General features: G+C 61.5%; 22 protein-coding genes and 1 tRNA gene. 9 read left to right on the top strand and 14 right to left on the bottom strand.

Translation table 11 applies throughout. The features are described from left to right. Positions 1-2 precede the first annotated feature (2 nt). The 4 genes from mobB to moaA all read right to left on the bottom strand — a co-directional run bounded on the left by mobB (position 3) and on the right by moaA (position 3,260). Positions 3-512 carry a molybdopterin-guanine dinucleotide biosynthesis protein B gene (mobB, locus tag EN885_RS19085; protein ID WP_095486847.1) on the bottom strand — a complete coding sequence of 170 codons (510 nt, stop codon included), beginning with the start codon at positions 510-512 and terminating at the stop codon, positions 3-5. Further along, complete coding sequence (gene mobA, locus EN885_RS19080) at positions 509-1,135, bottom strand: molybdenum cofactor guanylyltransferase MobA (RefSeq protein ID WP_095486845.1); 627 nt, start codon at positions 1,133-1,135, stop codon at positions 509-511. The genes mobB and mobA overlap by 4 nt, the downstream gene beginning before the upstream one ends. A 59-nt stretch (positions 1,136-1,194) precedes the next feature. Continuing rightward, positions 1,195-2,115 (bottom strand): DMT family transporter, encoded by a 921-nt coding sequence (locus EN885_RS19075; protein WP_095486843.1) that lies wholly within the window; start codon positions 2,113-2,115, stop codon positions 1,195-1,197. Between the two features lie 149 nt (positions 2,116-2,264). After that, complete coding sequence (moaA, locus tag EN885_RS19070; protein ID WP_095486841.1) at positions 2,265-3,260, bottom strand: GTP 3',8-cyclase MoaA; 996 nt, start codon at positions 3,258-3,260, stop codon at positions 2,265-2,267. 193 nt (positions 3,261-3,453) lie between these two features. Here moaA and EN885_RS19065 point away from each other — a divergent pair, with 193 nt between their 5' ends. The 3 genes from EN885_RS19065 (at position 3,454) to EN885_RS19050 (ending at position 5,669) form a co-directional block, all read left to right on the top strand. After that, on the top strand, positions 3,454-3,813 hold the full coding sequence (locus EN885_RS19065) for a DUF971 domain-containing protein (protein ID WP_185928347.1): 360 nt from the start codon (positions 3,454-3,456) through the stop codon (positions 3,811-3,813). Positions 3,814-3,996: 183 nt separating this feature from the next. Continuing rightward, the gene (locus EN885_RS19060) at positions 3,997-4,635 is read left to right on the top strand and encodes a glutathione binding-like protein (protein ID WP_095486837.1); all 639 of its coding nucleotides are present in this window, start codon (positions 3,997-3,999) and stop codon (positions 4,633-4,635) included. A 422-nt stretch (positions 4,636-5,057) separates the two neighbouring features. After that, positions 5,058-5,669, top strand: coding sequence for a pyridoxamine 5'-phosphate oxidase family protein (locus tag EN885_RS19050; RefSeq protein WP_095486833.1), 612 nt, complete (start codon positions 5,058-5,060; stop codon positions 5,667-5,669). 20 nt (positions 5,670-5,689) lie between these two features. Here EN885_RS19050 and EN885_RS19045 read toward each other — a convergent pair whose 3' ends face one another. Further along, positions 5,690-6,142, bottom strand: a complete 453-nt coding sequence (locus EN885_RS19045; RefSeq protein WP_091590958.1) for a MarR family transcriptional regulator — start codon at positions 6,140-6,142, stop codon at positions 5,690-5,692. A gap of 47 nt (positions 6,143-6,189) precedes the next feature. Between EN885_RS19045 and EN885_RS19040 the strand changes: the two genes are divergently transcribed. After that, positions 6,190-7,101, top strand: coding sequence for an alpha/beta fold hydrolase (locus EN885_RS19040; RefSeq protein ID WP_095486831.1), 912 nt, complete (start codon positions 6,190-6,192; stop codon positions 7,099-7,101). A gap of 16 nt (positions 7,102-7,117) precedes the next feature. Here the strand turns inward: EN885_RS19040 and EN885_RS19035 are convergent, their stop codons facing one another. Beyond that, positions 7,118-7,729 (bottom strand): TetR/AcrR family transcriptional regulator, encoded by a 612-nt coding sequence (locus tag EN885_RS19035; protein ID WP_095486829.1) that lies wholly within the window; start codon positions 7,727-7,729, stop codon positions 7,118-7,120. A gap of 100 nt (positions 7,730-7,829) precedes the next feature. On the opposite strand from EN885_RS19035, the gene EN885_RS19030 reads away from it, so the two are divergent. Continuing rightward, positions 7,830-8,576, top strand: a complete 747-nt coding sequence (locus tag EN885_RS19030; protein ID WP_128242251.1) for a 3-oxoacyl-ACP reductase family protein — start codon at positions 7,830-7,832, stop codon at positions 8,574-8,576. Positions 8,577-8,788: 212 nt separating this feature from the next. Next, positions 8,789-10,741, top strand: coding sequence for a murein L,D-transpeptidase (locus tag EN885_RS19025; protein ID WP_128242250.1), 1,953 nt, complete (start codon positions 8,789-8,791; stop codon positions 10,739-10,741). Positions 10,742-10,764: 23 nt separating this feature from the next. Here the strand turns inward: EN885_RS19025 and EN885_RS19020 are convergent, their stop codons facing one another. The 3 genes from EN885_RS19020 to ugpC all read right to left on the bottom strand — a co-directional run bounded on the left by EN885_RS19020 (position 10,765) and on the right by ugpC (position 12,875). Further along, positions 10,765-11,241, bottom strand: coding sequence for a hypothetical protein (locus EN885_RS19020; RefSeq protein WP_095486825.1), 477 nt, complete (start codon positions 11,239-11,241; stop codon positions 10,765-10,767). A gap of 181 nt (positions 11,242-11,422) precedes the next feature. Further along, entirely contained in the window at positions 11,423-11,674 is a 252-nt protein-coding gene (locus EN885_RS19015) for a PepSY domain-containing protein (protein WP_095486823.1), read from the bottom strand. A gap of 130 nt (positions 11,675-11,804) precedes the next feature. Beyond that, positions 11,805-12,875 (bottom strand): sn-glycerol-3-phosphate ABC transporter ATP-binding protein UgpC, encoded by a 1,071-nt coding sequence (ugpC, locus tag EN885_RS19010; protein WP_095486821.1) that lies wholly within the window; start codon positions 12,873-12,875, stop codon positions 11,805-11,807. On the opposite strand from ugpC, the gene EN885_RS34700 reads away from it, so the two are divergent. After that, positions 12,874-13,005 (top strand): hypothetical protein, encoded by a 132-nt coding sequence (locus tag EN885_RS34700; protein ID WP_280953382.1) that lies wholly within the window; start codon positions 12,874-12,876, stop codon positions 13,003-13,005. The genes ugpC and EN885_RS34700 overlap by 2 nt on opposite strands. Positions 13,006-13,022: 17 nt before the next feature. On the opposite strand, the gene EN885_RS19005 is transcribed toward EN885_RS34700, so the two are convergent. The 5 genes from EN885_RS19005 to EN885_RS18985 form a co-directional block, all read right to left on the bottom strand. Continuing rightward, positions 13,023-13,898 (bottom strand): carbohydrate ABC transporter permease, encoded by an 876-nt coding sequence (locus EN885_RS19005; RefSeq protein WP_095486820.1) that lies wholly within the window; start codon positions 13,896-13,898, stop codon positions 13,023-13,025. A gap of 1 nt (position 13,899) precedes the next feature. After that, a complete protein-coding gene (locus tag EN885_RS19000) occupies positions 13,900-14,967 on the bottom strand; it encodes a sugar ABC transporter permease (RefSeq protein ID WP_095486818.1) in 1,068 nt (355 codons plus the stop codon). A 69-nt stretch (positions 14,968-15,036) separates the two neighbouring features. After that, on the bottom strand, positions 15,037-16,299 hold the full coding sequence (locus tag EN885_RS18995; RefSeq protein WP_095486816.1) for a sugar ABC transporter substrate-binding protein: 1,263 nt from the start codon (positions 16,297-16,299) through the stop codon (positions 15,037-15,039). 456 nt (positions 16,300-16,755) lie between these two features. After that, positions 16,756-16,830 (bottom strand) — tRNA-Val (locus tag EN885_RS18990). A 127-nt stretch (positions 16,831-16,957) separates the two neighbouring features. After that, the gene (locus tag EN885_RS18985; RefSeq protein WP_095486814.1) at positions 16,958-17,641 is read right to left on the bottom strand and encodes a phosphoglycolate phosphatase; all 684 of its coding nucleotides are present in this window, start codon (positions 17,639-17,641) and stop codon (positions 16,958-16,960) included. Positions 17,642-17,795: 154 nt separating this feature from the next. On the opposite strand from EN885_RS18985, the gene rpiA reads away from it, so the two are divergent. Next, positions 17,796-18,524, top strand: coding sequence for a ribose-5-phosphate isomerase RpiA (gene rpiA / locus EN885_RS18980; RefSeq protein WP_128242249.1), 729 nt, complete (start codon positions 17,796-17,798; stop codon positions 18,522-18,524). Then, positions 18,511-19,077, top strand: a complete 567-nt coding sequence (locus tag EN885_RS18975; RefSeq protein WP_127204534.1) for a DUF2059 domain-containing protein — start codon at positions 18,511-18,513, stop codon at positions 19,075-19,077. Before rpiA ends, EN885_RS18975 begins: the two co-directional genes overlap by 14 nt. Positions 19,078-19,173 lie beyond the last annotated feature (96 nt).

Raw genomic sequence — 19,173 nt, 5'->3', positions numbered from 1 at the left:
CCTCAGCGCTTCATGCCTGTCGCGCGCTCGATGAAGTCGGCTATCGATTTCGTGTCGTCGAGATCAAAGACAGGCAGGCTTTCGCCCGCTATGGCGAAGTCGGCGGCGATGGCGACGATATGCGGATCATTTGCCGAAAGCGGTGCCCGGTCCTTGGCCTCCAGCCGCCGTGTTTCGATCTTGCTGTGCGCCTCACGCTTGTAGCCTTCGACCAGCACGATGTCGAAGGTGCCGAGCCGCGACAGGATCGTGTCCAGCGTCGGCTCGTCCTCGCCGCGCAATTCATGCATCAGGGCCCAGCGCCTGTCTGACACAATGGCGACTTCCGTGGCTCCGGCCTGCCGATGGCGAAAGCTGTCCGCTCCCGGCTTGTCGATGTCGAAATCATGATGGGCGTGTTTTACCGTCGAGACTTTCCAGCCACGCCGGACAAGTTCGGCGACCAGCTTTTCGGTCAGCGTCGTCTTGCCGGAATTCTTCCAGCCCGTGATGCCGAAGACGCGTCTCATCATGGCCTCATGGTCTGCAACAGACGTTCGGCTTCGGCAAGGTCGTCGGGCGTATTGATGTTGAAGAAAGGATCAATCTCGTGCCCACCGGAGTTCCACATCGGAAATTCCACATCGACAAAGCCGTGCCGCTCGATGAAGGCGAAAACCCGCCTATTGTCTTCATTGACCAGGAAACGTCGCAACGCGTCGTGCAGACCAAGCGGCCAGAGCGCGAACGTCGGATGCCGCTTGCCACCCGAACTGGCGACAGCGATCGCGCCGGGACGTTCCTTGACCACCGCGGCCAGCCGCCCGACCACATCCTCGGGAAAGAACGGCGTGTCGCCAGCGACAGTGACGACCACACTGCAAGCCATGGACGCCCACTCGAGGCCGGCAAGGATGCCGGCAAGCGGTCCCGCGTAACCCTCGACCGTATCGGCAAGCACCGGCAGTCCGAACTTGGCAAAGCGTGTCGGATCGCCGTTGGCGCTCAGCGCCAGCGGTCCGACTTGCGGGGCAAGGCGCGCGACGACATGGTCGAGCACGCGGCGGCCTCCCAGCGCAAGCAAGCTTTTGTCGCCACCACCCATTCGCCGCGACTGGCCACCGGCCAGAATGATCCCTGCAATATCTCGGTTCATCGTCTGCTGTCTTCTCGCCGGCCCCAAATCGTCAGGTTCCAGCGACCCTCGGGGCTCGTCTATATGCCGTCCGGCGCCATATCAGGTCCAGCGCTTTCGGCGGCTGTCTTTCGCCGGCCGACGATCCGTTCGCGGTAAAGTGTGTAGAGGCCGGAGCCGACGATGACGGTGGCGCCGAGTATCATCGGCAGGTCGGGGACGTCACCGAAGATGAACAGGCCAAGCAGGATCGACCAGAGCAGGGCTGTGTAGCGGAACGGCGCGACGAACGAGATGTCGCCCACCCGCATCGCCATGATGATGAACTGGTAACCGATGACCACGAGCACTGCCGCAAGCGCTAGCAGCGCCGTGCTTTTTCCCGTCATCGGTGTCCACCCACCCATTGGCGAAAGCAGTGCCGCGCCCAGCACTGTCATGGCAAGTGCTGTGGCGGTAGACACCAGCAATGTCGGAACGGCCTGCGGTATTCGCGTGGTGGCGAGATCACGCACCGCGCAACAGGCGACGCAGGCCAGCGCCAGCAGGGAATAGATGCTGAACCCCTCGAGGCCGGGCCGCACAATGATCAGCACGCCGGCAAAGCCGATGGCGATGGCCAGCCAGCGCCGCCAGCCGACGCCTTCATTGAACACAAGTGCTGCGCCCATCGTCACCGCAAGCGGCAGCGCCTGCAGCACGGCCGAGACGTTGGCAATTGGCAGATGGGCAAGAGCAATGAGAAACGACACGGTAGCACCGGCTTCGCCGGCGACACGCACCGCAACCATCGGCTGCAACATCGAGCCGGGCAGGGCAAGCGCACCGCGTTGCCAGGCAAGCAGGCCTATAAAAAGCGAAGCGAAGGCGCCGCGGATCAGCATGACCTGCGCCATGTTCATGGATTCCGACGAGAATTTGCTGATCGCGTCGTTGAGGGTGAAGCCACTCATGGCCACCATCATGAACAACGCGCCGCGCAGGTTTGGCGAAAGAGGCAAGGGCGTTACCGGTTGTGGTTCTGCATCAAGCCTCTAGCAGCCGGCTGCAAAACAGCAACGTCAAAGGGCTAGTCCACAGCCGTTCCGTGGCCCGTTACATCCTCCTCGCAAGAGCGGCAGGATTTATTTCGGCGGTGTGAGCGAGAAGATCAGCCGCCGGTGACGCTCATGTGCCGCGACACCGATGGACGGTTGGTGCGGCGGTCGATGATGAAATCATGGCCCTTCGGCTTGCGGCCAATGGCTTCATCGATGGCGTCGGCGACCAGTTCATTGCCTTCGGAGGCACGCAACGGCGCGCGCAGGTCGGCGGCATCTTCCTGGCCGAGGCACATATAGAGCGTGCCGGTGCAGGTCAGCCGGACGCGGTTGCAGCTTTCGCAGAAATTATGCGTCATCGGCGTGATGAAGCCGAGCTTGCCACCAGTCTCGGCGACGTGGACGTAGCGGGCCGGACCACCGGTCTTGTAACGAATGTCGGTCAGCGTGAACTGCCGCTCCAGTGCTGCGCGCAGCAGCGACAGCGGCAGATACTGGTCGGTGCGGTCGGCATCGATTTCACCCATCGGCATGGTTTCGATGACCGTCAACTCCATGCCGCGGCCGTGCGCCCAGCGCAGCATTTCCGGCAGCTCGGCGTCATTGAAATCCTTCAGCGCCACCGCATTGAGCTTTACCTTCAGCCCCGCCGCCTGCGCAGCGTCGATGCCATCCATGACCTTGTCGAGATTGCCCCAGCGGGTGATCTGGCGGAATTTTTCCGGGTCCAGCGTATCCAGCGAGACATTGATGCGCTTGACCCCGCAATCGGCGAGCTCAGCGGCAAAGCGGGAAAGCTGCGAGCCATTGGTGGTCAGCGTCAGTTCTTCCAGCGCACCACTTTCGAGATGACGCGCAATCTGGCGGACGAGATGCATGATGTTCTTGCGCACCAGCGGCTCGCCGCCGGTAAGACGCAGTTTCCTCACACCCTTCTCGATGAAAACCGTGCACAGCCGGTCGAGCTCTTCCAGCGACAGCAGATCCTTCTTGGGAAGGAACGCCATATCTTCGGCCATGCAATAGGTGCAGCGGAAATCGCAGCGGTCGGTGACCGACACGCGCAGGTAGCTGATCGTGCGACCAAAAGGATCGATCATGTCCATGCTCGTGCGTTTCCCGTGGCTGCGAACGGCATCGTTATATATGGCTATGTGATACGATCCAACCTGCTATTCAAGATAAGAGGTCTCGATCTTTGGTAACATCGCGCCGCCGACAGATTGCGTCGGAAGTTTCGAAGCGGCCTTTTCCCGTTGCGTGAAGCGGCGTAGGGAAAGGACAGATGATGCGGAATCTATCACCATGACGGCGCCGAAGGAACTGAGAGTCTCGAAGGACCGCAAGCTGCTTACCGTGACCTTCCCTGACCATCAGCCGTTCGAATTGCCGGCGGAGTTTCTGCGTGTTGTCTCGCCATCGGCCGAAGTGCAGGGCCATTCGCCCGAACAGCGCGTGACCGTTCCCGGCAAGCGCAATGTTGCGATCCTGAAGATCGAGCCGGTCGGCAACTATGCCGTCCGCATCACCTTCGACGACTTCCACGATACCGGCATCTTCACCTGGAATTACCTGCATACGCTGGGCCATGAGAAGGAGGCACGCTGGGCCGCCTATCTCGCCGAGTTGGAAGACAAGGGGCTAAGCCGCGATCGTTGAATGGTTCCCGCACGACGCCCTGGTCAACGCAGGATCGCCAGTATTTCGCTGGTGTCGTGATAAAACGGCGTGCCTTCGATCAACCGGTCATCCTTGAAGCATAAACCTCTTTCAGGTCGAGCCAAATGCCATTCGCAACCAGTGCATAGTGAAACAAGAAAGATACGGTTTTCGGAGGAACTAATGCATTACACACTTTATGCTGCGCCAGGCTCATGCTCTTTTGCGCCTCACATCCTCATGGAGGAGATTGGAAGACCATATTCGCTAGCGTTGATGTCTCCCGGCCATCCCGAAACCAAAACCGACGAATTCCGTCGATTCAATCCGAAAGGGCGAATCCCTGTTCTCATTGCCGAGAATTTCACTCTCACTGAAGCGCCGGCAATTTTGTTGCACCTGGGCCTGACGAACCCAGACACGGGACTCCTGGGAGCGGATGCAGCAAATGTCGTCCGTTCCATCGAATGGTTTAACTGGCTATCCAGTGCGGTTCACGCGGTCGCCGTCCGAATGATCTGGCGCGCCGACTTTTTCTTACCGGATGAAACGATGTACGCGCCGTTGGTTGAAAGAGGAAAGGAGCATTTGGCCTCCGCATTTGCTCTTATAGATACCAAGATGAAGGACCGAGTTTGGGCAATAGGAGAGTGCTACTCAATCGTTGATCCATATTTGCTCGTATTCTATCGGTGGGGAAATCGTATGGCCATTGATATGCAAAATACTTATCCAGCTTGGACCACTCATACTCGTCGACTGGAGGAACGTGCGGCTGTGCAACGAGCTATAGCGCAAGAAGGAATATCCCTCTGGGAGTAGCTGTTGCATTGCCGAATCCAAAGATTGGCAAGGCCACCGATCAATACTCGCTCGTGCTTTAATCTGGTAGCGTTGTTTATCGGGAAACCAACGCTATGGCCTCGATAGGGCAAGGACTGCGGCTCATGCACGACAATCTCGGCATGAAATGCGCTAGCAAGCGTGTCGAGGCTCGCCGGCCCTGATTGCAGGAAGCGCATTTCAACCTCGAACATGTTTTCAAGAAGTTCCATGGCGGTGCGTCGCCGATCGAGTGGTTTATCCATTTCGGTCTCCGTGATCAGTATCGTACGGTTGACGCGACTTGCCCCTTATATCGTTGGTTCGACACCCGTTTCCAGACAACCGAAAAGACGTGCAGCACGTGTCGTCAAAACGTCACGGATATGGAGTAGCGGCGGCGGATACTCGGAGACGAAAACATGCCCGTCATCACCACGGTCGAACAGCTCGAAGCGCTTTATGGCCTGCCCGGCGAGACCTCGCTGGTCAAGGAACTCGACCATGTGATCCCTGAATACGCTGCCTTCATCGAAGCCTCGCCCTTTGTCGCGCTCGCGACCAGCGGGCCGGAAGGGCTGGATTGCTCACCGCGCGGCGATCTCGCCGGCTTTGTTCGCATCCACGATCCGAAAACCCTGATGATGCCGGACCGGCGCGGCAACAACCGTGCCGATTCGCTGAAAAACATCATTCGCGATCCGCGCGTCGGCCTGTTGTTCCTGGTCCCAGGCTCCGGCACGACGCTGCGCGTCAACGGCCGCGCCCATATCACCACCGACGCCGCGCTCTGCGCCTCGTTCAGCGTCGACGGCAAGCCGGCGCGCTCAGTCACGGTCATCGATGTCGATTCGGTTTATTTCCAGTGCGCCCGCGCCATTGTCCGGTCGGAACTGTGGAACCCGGCGAGGCATGTCGATCCGAAATCGCTGCCGACACCTGGAACAATCCTGGAAATCACCAGCCGGAAAGGCATCGACGGCGAGGCCTATGACAAAGAGTGGCCGGAGCGCGCGAAAAAGTCGATGTGGTGAGCGGATCGCTACCGGCCCCGTCACGCTTCCTTGAGAACGTCGGCAATCTTGCGCATCTGCTCGCCGATCATATCGCATTGCTCCGGCGTCGACTGGCTCATCGCTTTCTCGATCAGCGCCATATGGACCTTCAGCGCCTGCATCAGAAGTTCCGTGCCGGCTTCGGTCAAGGTAAGCCGCAGCACCCGCTTGTCCTTCTGGTCACCTTCGCGGCGCAGCAGGCCGCGTGTCTCGAGTTGCGGCAAAAGCATGGTGATGTTGGAACGGCCGACCAGCAGCCGGCGGGCGAGATCATGCTGCGACATGCCGGGATGGCGGTAAAGGTTCATCAGCACGTCGAGTTGCGCCGGCTTGAGGTCAAGCGGCGCGAGCTTCACCGCCAGCGTGCGCTCCAGCACATGGCAAGCGCGCGCCACCGCGACCCAGTTGCGAAACCGCGGGTTGTCCCAGGGTAGCTCTTGTTTAATGTTCATGTTTGAACTATTATGTTCATGCTTGAACGAATGGATGGATCGCCACTATGGCATCATTTGGATTGAAGGTCATCCGGGGCGTGTTTGCTGCCGCCGAACATGTGGCTCCCCGCCTTACCGGGCGCGCGGCGTTCGAACTGTTCTGCCGCACGCCGAACGCCAAGATCCTCAGCGACGGCGAGCGACGCGCCGTCGACCGCGCCGCCGGCTTCATGGCCGAGGCGCGCCATCATCGGCTGAAGACCAAAAACGGGTGCGTCATGGCGCATGAATTCAGGCCAGAGCCGGGCAGGCGGGCCGTCGGCACGGTGCTCGTCATCCATGGCTGGCGTTCGCGCACCGAATATATGCGCACGCTGATCGAAGGCTATCGTGACGCCGGTTACAAGGTTGTCTCGCTCGACCTGCCGGGGCACGGCCAGTCGCAGGGCCGCCGACTCACACTGGTCAGTGCTGTCGAAGCCGCACGGCTGACCGGCGAATGGTTCGGCCCGTTCGTGGCGGTCGTCGGCCATTCCTTCGGCGGCGCCGTCGCCGCCAATGCCGTCGTCGGTTCGGTCAAGAACATTCCGCCGCTGGCGGCCGAGCGGCTGGTGCTGATCGCGGCCCCGAGCTCGCTGCCGGCGATCTTCAACGATTTCAGCCGCATGCTCAGTGTCGGCCCACGCTCGCAGGCCGCCATGGCGGACCGGGTCGAACGCATCGCCGGCCGGCCGCTGCACGAATTCGTCGGCGACCGCCAGCTTGCCCGCACGCCAGTGCCAACGCTGGTCATCCATGCGCCGGACGACCGCGAAGTGTCCGCCGACCATGCGAGGCTCTATGCGGGCGCCGGCGACCACGTCACGCTCTACTGGGCGGACGGGCTCGGCCATCGCCGCATTCTCGCCGACAAGGGCGTGGTCGAGCGCGCGATCGACTTCGTTGCCGAACACCGGGAGCCGGTATCGCTGCATTAAATGCCGCCGGCGTTTGTCACGTGTCGGTGCCGGCCATCCCCTTCCACGCTGCCATCGCACCGGCGACAGTCGCCATAAGGGCGGCGCGCGATGCGCCGTCGCGCGCCTGGATCGACATGCCGTGCTGCACGGTCGCATAGAACGTCGCAGCCACGCGGCAATCGAAGTCTGCCGGCAATTCGCCTTCCGCGACGCCACGTTCCAGCCGTCTCAGCAAGGCTGCGCGGTTCTCGGCGCGGCGGCGGCGCAGATCATCGCAGATGGCGCCGCGGCTTGAGTCCTGGTGCAGCGCGCCGAGCGCGATCAGGCAGCCTTGCGGACGATCGGTCTGCGAATAGGCCTTGGCCGTCTGGCGCAGAAAACGCTCGACCGCCTGGCACGCCGTCGGCGCCTTTTCCAGTGCGGACCAGATATCGGTGCCTTCGACCTGCGTGTAGAGCTCGACCGCTTCGAGAAAGAGCGCTTCCTTGCTGCCGAAGGCGGCGTAGAGGCTTGGCGAGTTGATGCCCATCGCCGCGGTCAGGTCGCTCATCGATGCGCCCTCATAGCCCTTGGCCCAAAACACCTCCATTGCGCGCCGGAGGGCAGTGGTTCGATCGAAGGTGCGGGGGCGGCCTCGTTCCGTCATGGCATCCTTTCTGTGTTGATTGATACATAAATCTGTTGACGCATCCGGGCAAGGCTGGCAGACATTTATGTATCGATCATTACAGAAAAGGAGTAAACGAATGTCTCCCATCGGCTTGAATGGCAAGGCCGCGCTCGTCACCGGCGGCAGCCGCGGCATCGGCGCGGCGATTGCGCGAAGGCTCGCGGCCGACGGCGCCAGCGTCGCGCTTACTTACGTGAATGGCGAGGAGCAGGCCCGTGCGGTCGTGGGAGAAATCGAGGCGGCCGGCGGTCGCGCCGTTGCCCTGAAGGCCGACAATCGCGACGCTGCCGCAATCCGAGCGGCGGTCGGTGAGACAGTGAAGGCCTTCGGGCGGCTTGACATCCTCGTCAACAGCGCCGGCATCTGGCGCGCCGCGCCGATCGATGCATTATCGCTCGCCGACTTCGATGAAACCATGGAGGTCAATGTCAGAGCCCCGTTCGTGGCCTCTAAGGCGGCGGCAGTGCATATGGGCGAGGGCGGCAGGATCATCTCCATCGGCAGCAATCTGGCCGAGCGTGTCACCGACACCAGCCTCAGCGCCTACTCGGCCAGCAAGGCGGCATTGGTCGGCTTGACCAAGGCATTGGCGCGCGACCTCGGTTCACGCGGGATCACCGCCAACGTCGTTCATCCGGGCTCGACCGATACCGATATGAACCCGGCCAGTGGCCCGCACGCCGAGCACCAGCGGCAGAAGATGGCGACGCCTCGCTTCGGCAAGGCTGAAGAGATCGCCGGCATGGTCGCCTGGCTGGCCGGTCCCGAAGGGCGCTTCGTGACAGGCGCCGCATTGACCATCGACGGCGGCGCCAACGCCTGACCCGTGCGCTAGTTCCCAAACCGGAGCGGGACTCAATCCGCTCCGGTTGCCCCGGTGTCGTGAAACTGTTCTGCAACAGACCTTCCCAAAATTTATGGAAGCTTAACGAAATCGGTATGAATCGGTATAGTCGCGTCTTACACCCGTCATACGGTGGGCAAGACCGTCAAGCGTGCGGAACGGGAACCGGTTGCAGCCGGAGCGGGTGATCCATGAAATTTCTCGGAAACAAAGCAACCGTGATGCCGCTTGCGGCGATCGCGGCAATGCTTGCCTTCGGCATGCCGCAGGCAGACGCCCAAGGGCTTTTCGAGAGGCTTTTCGGCGGCGGCATCCGGCACACACCGCAAGGTGATTTTCCCCCGCCGCCGTCGAGGCAGAAGTCACGATTTAAGCCAAACGCAACGGCGCCGGCCGTTTCCCGAAGCGCAGGCAACAAGCGCAGCGGCGGAGGGGGCGGTGCCGTCCAAATCAGCAGCCCGTCCTATTACACCTACAAAAGCGATCCACTGGTGCGCGTCGACTTCTCGACGCTGGCGGTAACGCCGGGGCCGGCAATGCCACAGGATGCCGCCTTCCAGCCGTCTTCCGCCACTCCATCTTCAGTTACTGGCGCCGCCTTCCGCGAAGCGATCGCCGGCCTTGGTGACTACGAACTCTATGCTGAAAAAGACATCGCCAAGGCGCTTGTTGCCTATTACTCGGCCAATCCTGATTTTATCTGGGTAACGGGAGCCAGCGCTAACAGCCGCGCGCAGGACGCGGTGCGGGTGCTTGGCGAGGCGGCGAGCTATGGCCTCACACCTGCCGACTACACGGTAGAAGTGCCCGCGGCCAGCGTATCGACCAGCGATGCCGATGCGCGGCTGAAGGAGCTCGTCCGCTTCGAGATGGCACTGTCGGCGCGAGTCCTGCGCTACGTTCATGACGCGCAAAGCGGTCGCGTCGACCCCAATCGCATGACCGGATATTATGATTTTCCGGCCAAGCCGCTCGACATGGAAGGCGTGCTGAAAACGCTGGCACGCACCCAGCAAGCGCGCACCTATCTCGAATCACGGCATCCGCAGAACGTGGAATATCAGGCGCTGCGCGTCGAACTGGAATCGCTTCAGGCCAGCGCCGAAGACGAGATCGTCGTCGATCCCAAGCTGTTGCTGAAGCCAGGCGAGACCAGCCCCGAACTGCCGAAGCTTCTGGCGAAGATCGCGCGCAACCTCGACGACGAGATGGGCGGCGCCTATGGCGAGATATTGGCCCGGCTCGCCACCAGCGAGGTCTATGACCCGGAACTGGTGCCGGTTATCAAGGCGGTGCAGAAGAAGGCCGGCATGAAGGGCGACGGCGTCATCGGGCCGCGCACCGTGGCGGCGCTGGCTGGAACGTCCAAGGTCGACAAGATCCAGAAGGTAAAGGTCGCGCTGGAAGAGTTGCGATGGTTGCCATCCGATCTCGGCAGTCCGCGCGTCTTCATCAACCAGCCGGCCTTCACGGCGAGCTACATCGAAAATGGCGAGGAGAAGCTGAAGACCCGCGCCGTCATCGGCAAGACCACCAATCAGACATCCTTCTTCTACGATCAGGTCGAGCAGGTCGACTTCCATCCTTATTGGGGCGTGCCGCAGTCGATCCTCGTCAACGAGATGCTGCCCCGGTTACGCCGGGATCCCGGCTATCTCGACCGCGCCGGCTACGAAGTGGTCAATGCGCGCGGCAAGCGCATTCCCTCCTCCTCGGTCAACTGGGGCGCTTATGGCGCGAAGATACCTTATGGCGTGCGCCAGCTGCCGAGCGAGGCCAACGCGCTGGGCGAGCTGAAGATCCTGTTCCCCAACAAGCACGCAATCTACATGCACGACACGCCGCAAAAGTCGTTTTTCCAGCGTGACATGCGCGCACTCAGCCATGGCTGCGTTCGTCTGCAGGATCCGCGTGGCATGGCGGCTGCCGTGCTTGGCACCTCGGTCGACTATATCGCGGAGAAGCTGAAGCACGGACATTCGACCGAAAAGGTGGCGCGCACGATCCCGGTCTATGTCGCCTATTTCACCGCCTGGCCTGATATGTCCGGCAATGTCGAATACTTCCATGACATCTACGACCGCGACACGCGGCTGCAGCAGGCGCTGGACAGCACGGAAGCGGTGCGCTCGCCGGCAAGCTGAGACTAAGCCTTGGTCGATCCGTCCTAACGTTGGGAGAGCGGGCGTCGGAAGCCGGCTTCGCGCCCGGCGATCAGCCAGTAGACCAGACCGGCGACAAGACCGGCGGCGGCGATGATGCCGATATCGGCCCAGCGCTCGGGGCTGATATCCTCCGGCGCGCTGGGCCAGATCAAGGCGAAGCCGGCAGCCGCTGCCGCGGCGCCGAAGACCATATGCAACAGGAAATTGCGCAGCGAAAACAATTCGGCGATCAGCGCGAAGATCAGCGTCTGCAGGCCCGTCAGCACGATCGTCAGGAAATAGATGAACATGCCGAGCGGCGGCACGACCAGCGCCGCGATCGGGCTGACCCCCATGAAATCGAAGTACCCCGGCGCATTGGGCAGCGAACTCAATGCACCATAGATCGTGGCCACAGCGATCAGCCCGACCAGCACCGCAACGAAATAGCCGGCGAGCATCATCAGGACGCGTTTCGCCACATGCTTTACCGTCGCCATGCCCACACCCGTGCGGCTCAATGATAACGCTGCAGTCAGCCATCAAAGGCGCATCGGCGCAAGGGGACACCGAAAAGCGTGCAGGAACTCGCCCCCGCTCTTGGTGACGCGACGGCGCTGCCAGTCTCCGAGGGATGCCACCAAGCTGCGCACGTATTTGCATGGAGGAAAGTGCGGCGATCTATTTCGGCTCGGCGGTCACGGGATCATAGGTGATTTCGACTTTCGCCTTGTCGGTCGTGTAATAAGTAACGGTGTAGGCGCCGCTGTCCCAGGCGACCTCGTCGACGTAACGAAAGTCGTCGCGCTGCTCGACCTTGGCGATTATTTCCGACAGTTTCCTGGCATTCTGGGGCGGCAGCGGGCTTTCGTCCGCGGCAAATGCCGATCCGCCGACAAGCAGCACGGCGGCCGCCAAAACAAATCTGGACATGGCTTTCCCTCACACTTCGACGAGTAGAAACTCGCGGCCATGCAAGTTTGTTCCGGGGTTCTGGATGCACACTCGCGAATCGCGCCGATGCATCGCGTTGTTGTTGCTCACGTTACGGCGTCTGCAGCGCTCATCCCTCCTCGGGGAAGAGATGGGCCAAGGCCGTGTCGAACGCGAGTTCCAGAGCGTCACCCGGTTGAAAGATCTTGTCTTCATTGAAGGCCGCAATGAGCTCGCGATCGTCGCGAAGCGTCAGGTCCACAACCGTCTCGCTGCCCAACCGCTCGGCATGTGCCACGACGCCATGCAGCATGCCTTTTCCAGATTGCACCGCCCGGAGGTGCTGCGGACGGATGCCCAGGATGGCCTTACCGTCTTTCCGGAAGGGGCGTCTTCTGGTCGCCACCCTGATCGGCTCCAGGGCTCGGTTGCCCACTGTTGCCGCTTCGCCATCGAGGTCGAGGACGTCGACTGTCAGGAAATTCATCGACGGGGCTCCCAGAAAACCGGCGACAAACCTGTTGGCCGGCTCGTGATAAAGCTCCATCGGCGCTCCGATCTGCATGACTTGACCGTCCTTCAGGACGACGATCCTGTCGGCCAGCGTCATCGCCTCGACCTGGTCGTGGGTGACATAGATCATCGTTGTGCCGAGTTGCCTGCGCAGCCGGCCGATTTCCATGCGCATGTCCATGCGCAGCGCGGCGTCGAGGTTGGAGAGCGGCTCGTCAAACAGGAATACGGCCGGTTTGCGCGTGATCGCGCGCCCGATAGCGACTCGCTGGCGCTGGCCGCCCGAAAGCTGACTTGGGCGGCGGTCGAGCAAATGTTCCATTTGCAGGATGCGTGCGGCCTCGGCGACCTTCTGTTCCTTTTCCTGCTTGGAAGCGCCCGCGATCGTAAGACCGAACGCAATATTCTCGCGCACGGTCATGTGCGGAAAGATGGCATAGCTCTGGAATACCATCGCAACACCGCGTTCCTTGGGTTGGAGCTCGTTGACCACCCGGCCTCCGATCTCGAGGATGCCTTCGGTCATCTCCTCGAGCCCGGCGATCATGCGCAGCAAGGTGGACTTCCCACAGCCGGACGGTCCGACAAAGACGACGAACTCGCCATCGTTGATGTGGATATCGACGCCTTTGATGACGTCGACGCGGCCATAGGATTTCTTGATGCCCTTGAGCGAGACCTCAGCCATGAGCGATGGCTCCCGTTTCCTGGTTCATGTGTCGCAATTCGGGGTCACCGGTCGTTTTTTCGTCCTTGAGGAAATAGCCGTGTCAGCGCTTGCCGTCATGGGCACGCTGTCCCAGACCCGCTGTCTTTAAGCGCGACAACCATGTATTCAGCCCTTCACGCCGGTAGAGGCGATCGATGCGATGAAGGCGCGCTGCAGGAAGAGATAGAAAATCAGCACCGGGACGGTGATAAGGGTGAGATAGGCCATGACCTCGCCCCAGGCGACGTTGAGTTGAAAGAAGTAGCCGAGACCGACCATGATCGGGCGATAGTTTTCCTGCTGCACCACGATGAGCGGCCAGAGATATTGGTTGTACATGACGAGGAACTTCAGGATGGCGGCAGTCGCCAGAACCGGTCCTGAAAGCGGCATGACAATGCGATAGTAGACCTGCCACCAGCTCGCGCCCTCCACCCGGCCCGCCTCAATCAGCTCGCCCGGCAGCCCTTTGAAATATTGCACGAACAGGAAGATCGTCAGCCCGTCGGCGATCCAGGGGATGATCTGCACCCGGTAGGTGTTCAGCCAGCCCCATTGCAGCCCCTCGAGCCCGATCCAGGGCAGTTTCGAGACCAGGAGCAGGAGCGGGATAGCGATGGTTTCGAAAGGGATGATCAGCGTGGCGATGACGATCGAGAGCACCACGTCGCGCCCCTTCCACCGCAGGAAAGCGAAGGAGAATGCGGCCAGCGAACAGATCAGCAACGAGAGAAGGACGGTCGCCCCGGTGACCAGAACCGAGTTCAGGACGAACAGGGCGACCGGCGCCCGCCGGAACGCTCCGAAATAGTTGTCGAGGCTGATGTCCCCGACGGGCAGGAAGGCACGCAGGCTGGAGGTGTCCGCGAGGAGCTGATTGTCGGGCTTGAAGCTCGAGTTGATCATGAACACGAGCGGAAAGATAAAGATCAGCGCGATCAGGCACAGCACCAGATAGCGGACGAAGAGCCTCAGGCCGTAATTGTCGGGATCAAAAGCCATCTTAACGCTCCCGAGTCAGCCAGCGCTGGATGAGTGAGATCGCGAGCACGATCGCGAACAGGATGACCGAGATGGTCGAGCCGCCCGAGATGTCCTGCTTGCCATAACCGCGCTCGACCGCCTGGAAGACTAGAGTTTGGGTGCTGTCTCGCGGGCCGCCGTTGGTCATCACGTCGATCTGGGCGAAGAGCGCGAAGCCCTGCATGGTGATCACGACAAGGACGAGCACGGCGGTGTTGCGCAGGCCCGGCCAGGTGACATAGCGGAAGGTCTGCCATTTCGAAGCCCCTTCGATGGCGGCGGCCTCGTAGAGCGTGGGGCTGATCGTCTGCAACCCGGCCAGCCAGATGACCATATGGAAGCCGACGGCCTGCCAGATCGACATGGCCATGATCGCGGGCAGCGCAGTCGAGGGATCGCCCAGCCAGTCGACGGGCTGGAAAAGACCGAAGCTGAGGCCCTGGAGAATGCTGTTCAACAGCCCGTTCTGGCCGTCATAGATGAACCGCCAGAGAAGCGAGACCACGACGATGGAGACCACCACCGGCATGAAGTAAATGGTCCTGAATATGCTGATGCCCCTGAGCTTCTGGTTGATGAGCAAAGCAAGCATAAGCGCGAGGCCGCCCTGCACCGGCGCCACGACCAGAACGAACAGGAAGGTGTTTACCAGCGCCTTCATGAACACAACGTCTCTGGCGATGACGACCATGACGTTCTCGCCGGACTGCCACCGAAACCACTCACGCATGCCGCGATATTGGGGATAGTCGTCGCTACGGGTGATCGCACGCAGGCGGGGGTACTGGATTTCGCCGGCCTCGTCTCGGACCACTTCGCCAGCCTCGTCGCGCTCTGGCTCGAGGGTCACCACCGCAAAGCCCAGGAGCTGACGATAGTTTTCCAACCCGACGAACTGGGTGGGGTTCGGTGACAGCAGTCGCTGATTTGTCAATGAGAGACCGATCGCGAAGAAAAACGGCAGGACGATGAATGTGAAGATGAGTGCGAAGCCCGGCAGGGCGAATGTCCAGCCCGTCCGGTTCGACAGGGTTAGTTTCGACGCCATTTGCGATATCCGCCCAGGAACCCAGAAAGCGTGGAGTCCGCGGCCGGCGAGGACCCCGGCGCGACAGAACTACCGATGGCCGTAGCCGCCGTTGCTTTCGATGTCGGCGTCGATCTCGTCGACCGCCGCATCAAGCGTGTCGGCCACATCGGCACCATTGGCAATGTCGGCCAGTGCCTTGGTGAAGACCTTGGCCTGGACCACGTAGCCCGGGGTCACCGGGCGCACCAGAGCTTGTGCTTTAGAGAGGTCGAAGAACATCGCGAGCGGGCCGCCGTCCTTGTAGTTCTTTGTCATCTGTGCCGCCGAGGGCGTGGGCGGGATCAGGCCGATGCCGTCGGAGAAGGCGGCCAGATATTTGTCCTGCGCGGCGAACTTGATGAACGCGGCAGCACCTTCCGGATGCTTGGACTTGGCCGAGATGCCGAACTGCCATGAGCCCGCGCCGATCTTGTTGCCCGCGCCGAAGTCGGGTGCTGGAAGGAAGACAACGTCATCCACGGCCGCCATCGTCGCCACCGCGCGCCAATTGCCGTTCCACTGGAAGGCGAACTTGCCGTCGATGAAGCCGGTCTGCTGATCGGCGGGGTCCTCACTGGTGCCAGGCGCATAGCCTCCGGTGAACAGCGATTGCCACCACTTGCCAAAGGCCTGTGCAGCCTCGCCGTTCAGCGCGCCTTCCGCGGTCCGGTAGGTCGAACGGTCGACGATGTCCCCGCCGAAGCTCTGCAGGAACGGCGAGAAGGCATAGGAATACCACTCGGCTTGGTCGTTCATGCCGAGATCGAGGGCAAATTCATACTTGCCGGAGGCCTTGGCGGCATCGAGCGCGGCCATGAATTCCTCACTCGACCAGGGCTTGTCGACGGTCGGGGTGCGCAGGCCCAACTCGTCCAGTGTCGATTGGCGTGCAAAAAGCGCCACCGCCGCGTCCCACAGACCGACCGAATAAAGCTTACCGTTCCACACACCTTTGGTGCCGGGCAGGAAGTCGGCGAATTCGCTCTCGTCGATCGGCAGCGGCTGCAGATAGCCGGCCCAGGCCCAATTGGGCATGATGGGCCCATCCACATCCAGGATGTCGGGCAGGTTGCCCGCCAGCGCCGCCGCCGCGACGGAATCGTTATAGCTCTTCTCTGGGAAGCTCTCGATACTCACCGTCCAGTCGGACTGGCTGGTGTTGAAGTCTGAGATGATCTGGTTGAGGGTTCGCGACTCCACCTCGTTGCCGGCGCCGTGATACCACAAGGTCAACTTCGTCTGCGCCAGCGCGGGCACACACAGACAAGTCGACGCGATCATCACACCGGCGAGGTGTTTTGTCAGGTTCATTGGCTATTCCTCCCTTTTGACGGACGCTGACTGAATTCAAGGTCACCCCCGAGGCCCGCCAGGACACCGGGCCGGAAGCCAGCGTCTTGGTTTCGGGTCGGCCGCTACGGGCCCTTGATGGGGTCCAGCAATGTTCGCGGAAGCCGGACGCATTTGCAATTGCGCAGTTTCACCTAGTCGGAGCAGGAGGTTGACGGCGATTTCCCCTCGTCAGTTCCCGGGGTACAACTATTGAGATAGCAGCTCACCTAGGACGATTTCGTCGTCCGTCAACTTTCTCCCGGCCGCGTTCAATATGCAGGTTGAGTGATTCCAAGGTGGATAGCGCTTAGTGATGTGTCCCCAACTGCCCGGCGGATCGCATGAACCGGGTCGTGGCAAACCCGGCGACGAGGCAGAAGTTCGAAGCGTAGGCGACCGCGAAGCGGATGATAGCTTCGCACTGGGAGCGGGTATTGGTGGGCGATGCAGGGATTGAACCTGCGACCCCACCCGTGTGAAGGGTGTGCTCTCCCGCTGAGCTAATCGCCCGCTCGTTGCCCGAAGGCCAAGCGCGCCGCGATATAAGGGAGGCAGGCCTGGGAAGTCAAGGCGATGTGCTGGCGTTCCGACGAAGACCGAATGCAACCCGCCGGGACACGCCCGGTCGCCGTCGTGCTCAGCGCCCCGCAGCGGCAATTAGGCGTTCTGCCAGGCCAAGCGTCAGCGCATCGAAATGCGAGATCACTGCCGACGGTTCGAATTCGCGCACATGGCGGTCGGTATAGCCGAAATCGACCGCCACCACGGGAATGCCGGCGGCTTTCGCCGTATCGATGTCGGTCTGCGAATCACCCACCATCAGCGCAAGATGTGGATTGCCGCCGGCCAGGGCGATGGTTTCGGTCAGATGGCGCGGGTCGGGCTTGCGGAACGCAAACGTGTCCTGACCGCAAATCGCTGCGAAATGCTTCGCCAGGCCGAGCGCCTCGATCAGTGCCACCGAGTTGGCTTCGTATTTGTTCGTGCAGACGGCCAAGAGATAACCGGCTGCCTCGAATCGGGCGATCGTCTCGACGACGCCGGGGTAGGGGCGTGATTTGCCCGGGATGTTGTCGGTGTAATGATCGAGAAACAGTTTCAGCAGCCGATCATGCTCCTGGCTTTCCAGCGATCTCTGCTGCGCGGCATGGGCGCGCTCGATCATCACCCGTCCGCCATGGCCGACGAAGCGCCGGAAGCCGACCTCGTCGACGGCTGCGAGTTCGCTGGCGGCAAGGCTGTGGTTGAGGCTGTCGAGCAGGTCCGGCGCTGTGTCGATCAGCGTCCCGTCGAGGTCGAACACGATGATCGGTCGGGTCATGGCCTGTCCTGTGGCGATTGCTTCGTTGGCAGGCGATAGCCGCTGCGATCCATTCAGGCAAGCCGGCTCAGTCAATCCACAGCCAAGGTCTTTGACCGGACTTGCAAAAATGCTAGGAGCGCCGAAACAAATTTTTTGGGGCGCGACACGCAGCATGGATGCGAGGCAACTGAAGGTCGAAGCCGCACGGGCAGCACTTGCCCATGTGAGCGACGGCATGCGGCTGGGCATCGGCACCGGCTCGACGGCGGAAGAGTTCGTGCGGCTGCTCGCCGAAAAGGTCGCTACCGGCCTCACTATTGTCGGCGTGCCGACCTCGGAGCGCACCGCCATCCTTTGCCGCGAGCTTGGCGTGCCGCTGTCGACGCTGGAGGAAACACCTGAACTCGACCTTACCGTCGACGGCGCCGACGAGATCGATCCGGCGCTGACATTGATCAAGGGCGGCGGCGGTGCGCTGCTGCGCGAAAAGATCGTGGCGGCGGCTTCCGCCCGCATGATCGTCATTGCCGACCGTTCGAAGATGGTCGAGACGCTCGGCCGTTTTCCGCTCCCCATCGAGGTCAACCCGTTCGGCCTGCGTGCCACGGAAATCGCGGTCGCCGCGGCGGCCGGAAGGCTCGGCCTTTCCGGTCCCGTCACATTGAGGATGACGGAGCGCGAGCCTTTTGTTACAGACGGCGGCCATTTTATCCTCGATGCATCTTTTGGCCGCATTCCGGATACAAGAGCGCTTTCGAATGCTCTCCATGCCATTCCGGGCGTGGTCGAGCATGGTCTTTTCATCGGGCTGGCATCAACGGCTATCATCGCGGGCGACGGCACCCAAACCGTCTATGCCGCCCGAAAACCAGGGAGTTTTATCGATCATGATGTTGCATAACCGGGTTCGCCGTTTTTCTGCCGTTCTGGCAGCCTCAGCCGTCTTTGCGTTTTCATCGCCGGCGTTTTCGCAGGACGTCACCGACGGGCATCTGAAGGCGGCGCGCGCCGCGGTCGCGGCTATCCACGCCACGGACCCGTTCGACAACATCCTGCCGCAGGCCGCCGCCGCGCTTCAGCAGCAGCTTATCCAAAAGAATCCGGACATGCAGGAGCTGATCGGCAGGACCATCAGCGAAAAGGCGATGGCGCTGGCCTCGCGCCGCGCCGATCTCGAGAAAGAAGCAGCCATGGCCTATGCCAAGGTATTTTCCGAAAAAGAGCTTACCGAAATCGCCGCTTTCTACAATTCCGATTCCGGCAAGAAGCTGCTCGACAGCGGCCCGGCCGTGACGCGTGAACTGCTCAAGGCCGCCGATATCTGGCAGAACGGTGTCGCTCGCGATCTCGCCCAGCAGGTCGGCGAAACGCTGGCCGCGGCGGCAAAGGCCGCAGCACCGGCAAATGCCGCGGCTCCTGCTGACGGCACGCAGCCGGAAGCACCGAAGAACTGAGCATATTTTCCGGCGGCGTTATCGCTGCTGGACCGGAAGCCCGGCCGCCGTTGCGCACATCCGACAGCATGCGTGGCGTGGTGGTCCGGGCTTTTC

The organism is Mesorhizobium sp. M6A.T.Cr.TU.014.01.1.1 (assembly GCF_004022765.1).
GTDB lineage: Bacteria > Pseudomonadota > Alphaproteobacteria > Rhizobiales > Rhizobiaceae > Mesorhizobium > Mesorhizobium mediterraneum.
Note: the sequence above shows the minus strand (reverse complement) of the source record. Positions and strands in the feature narration are given on the sequence as shown.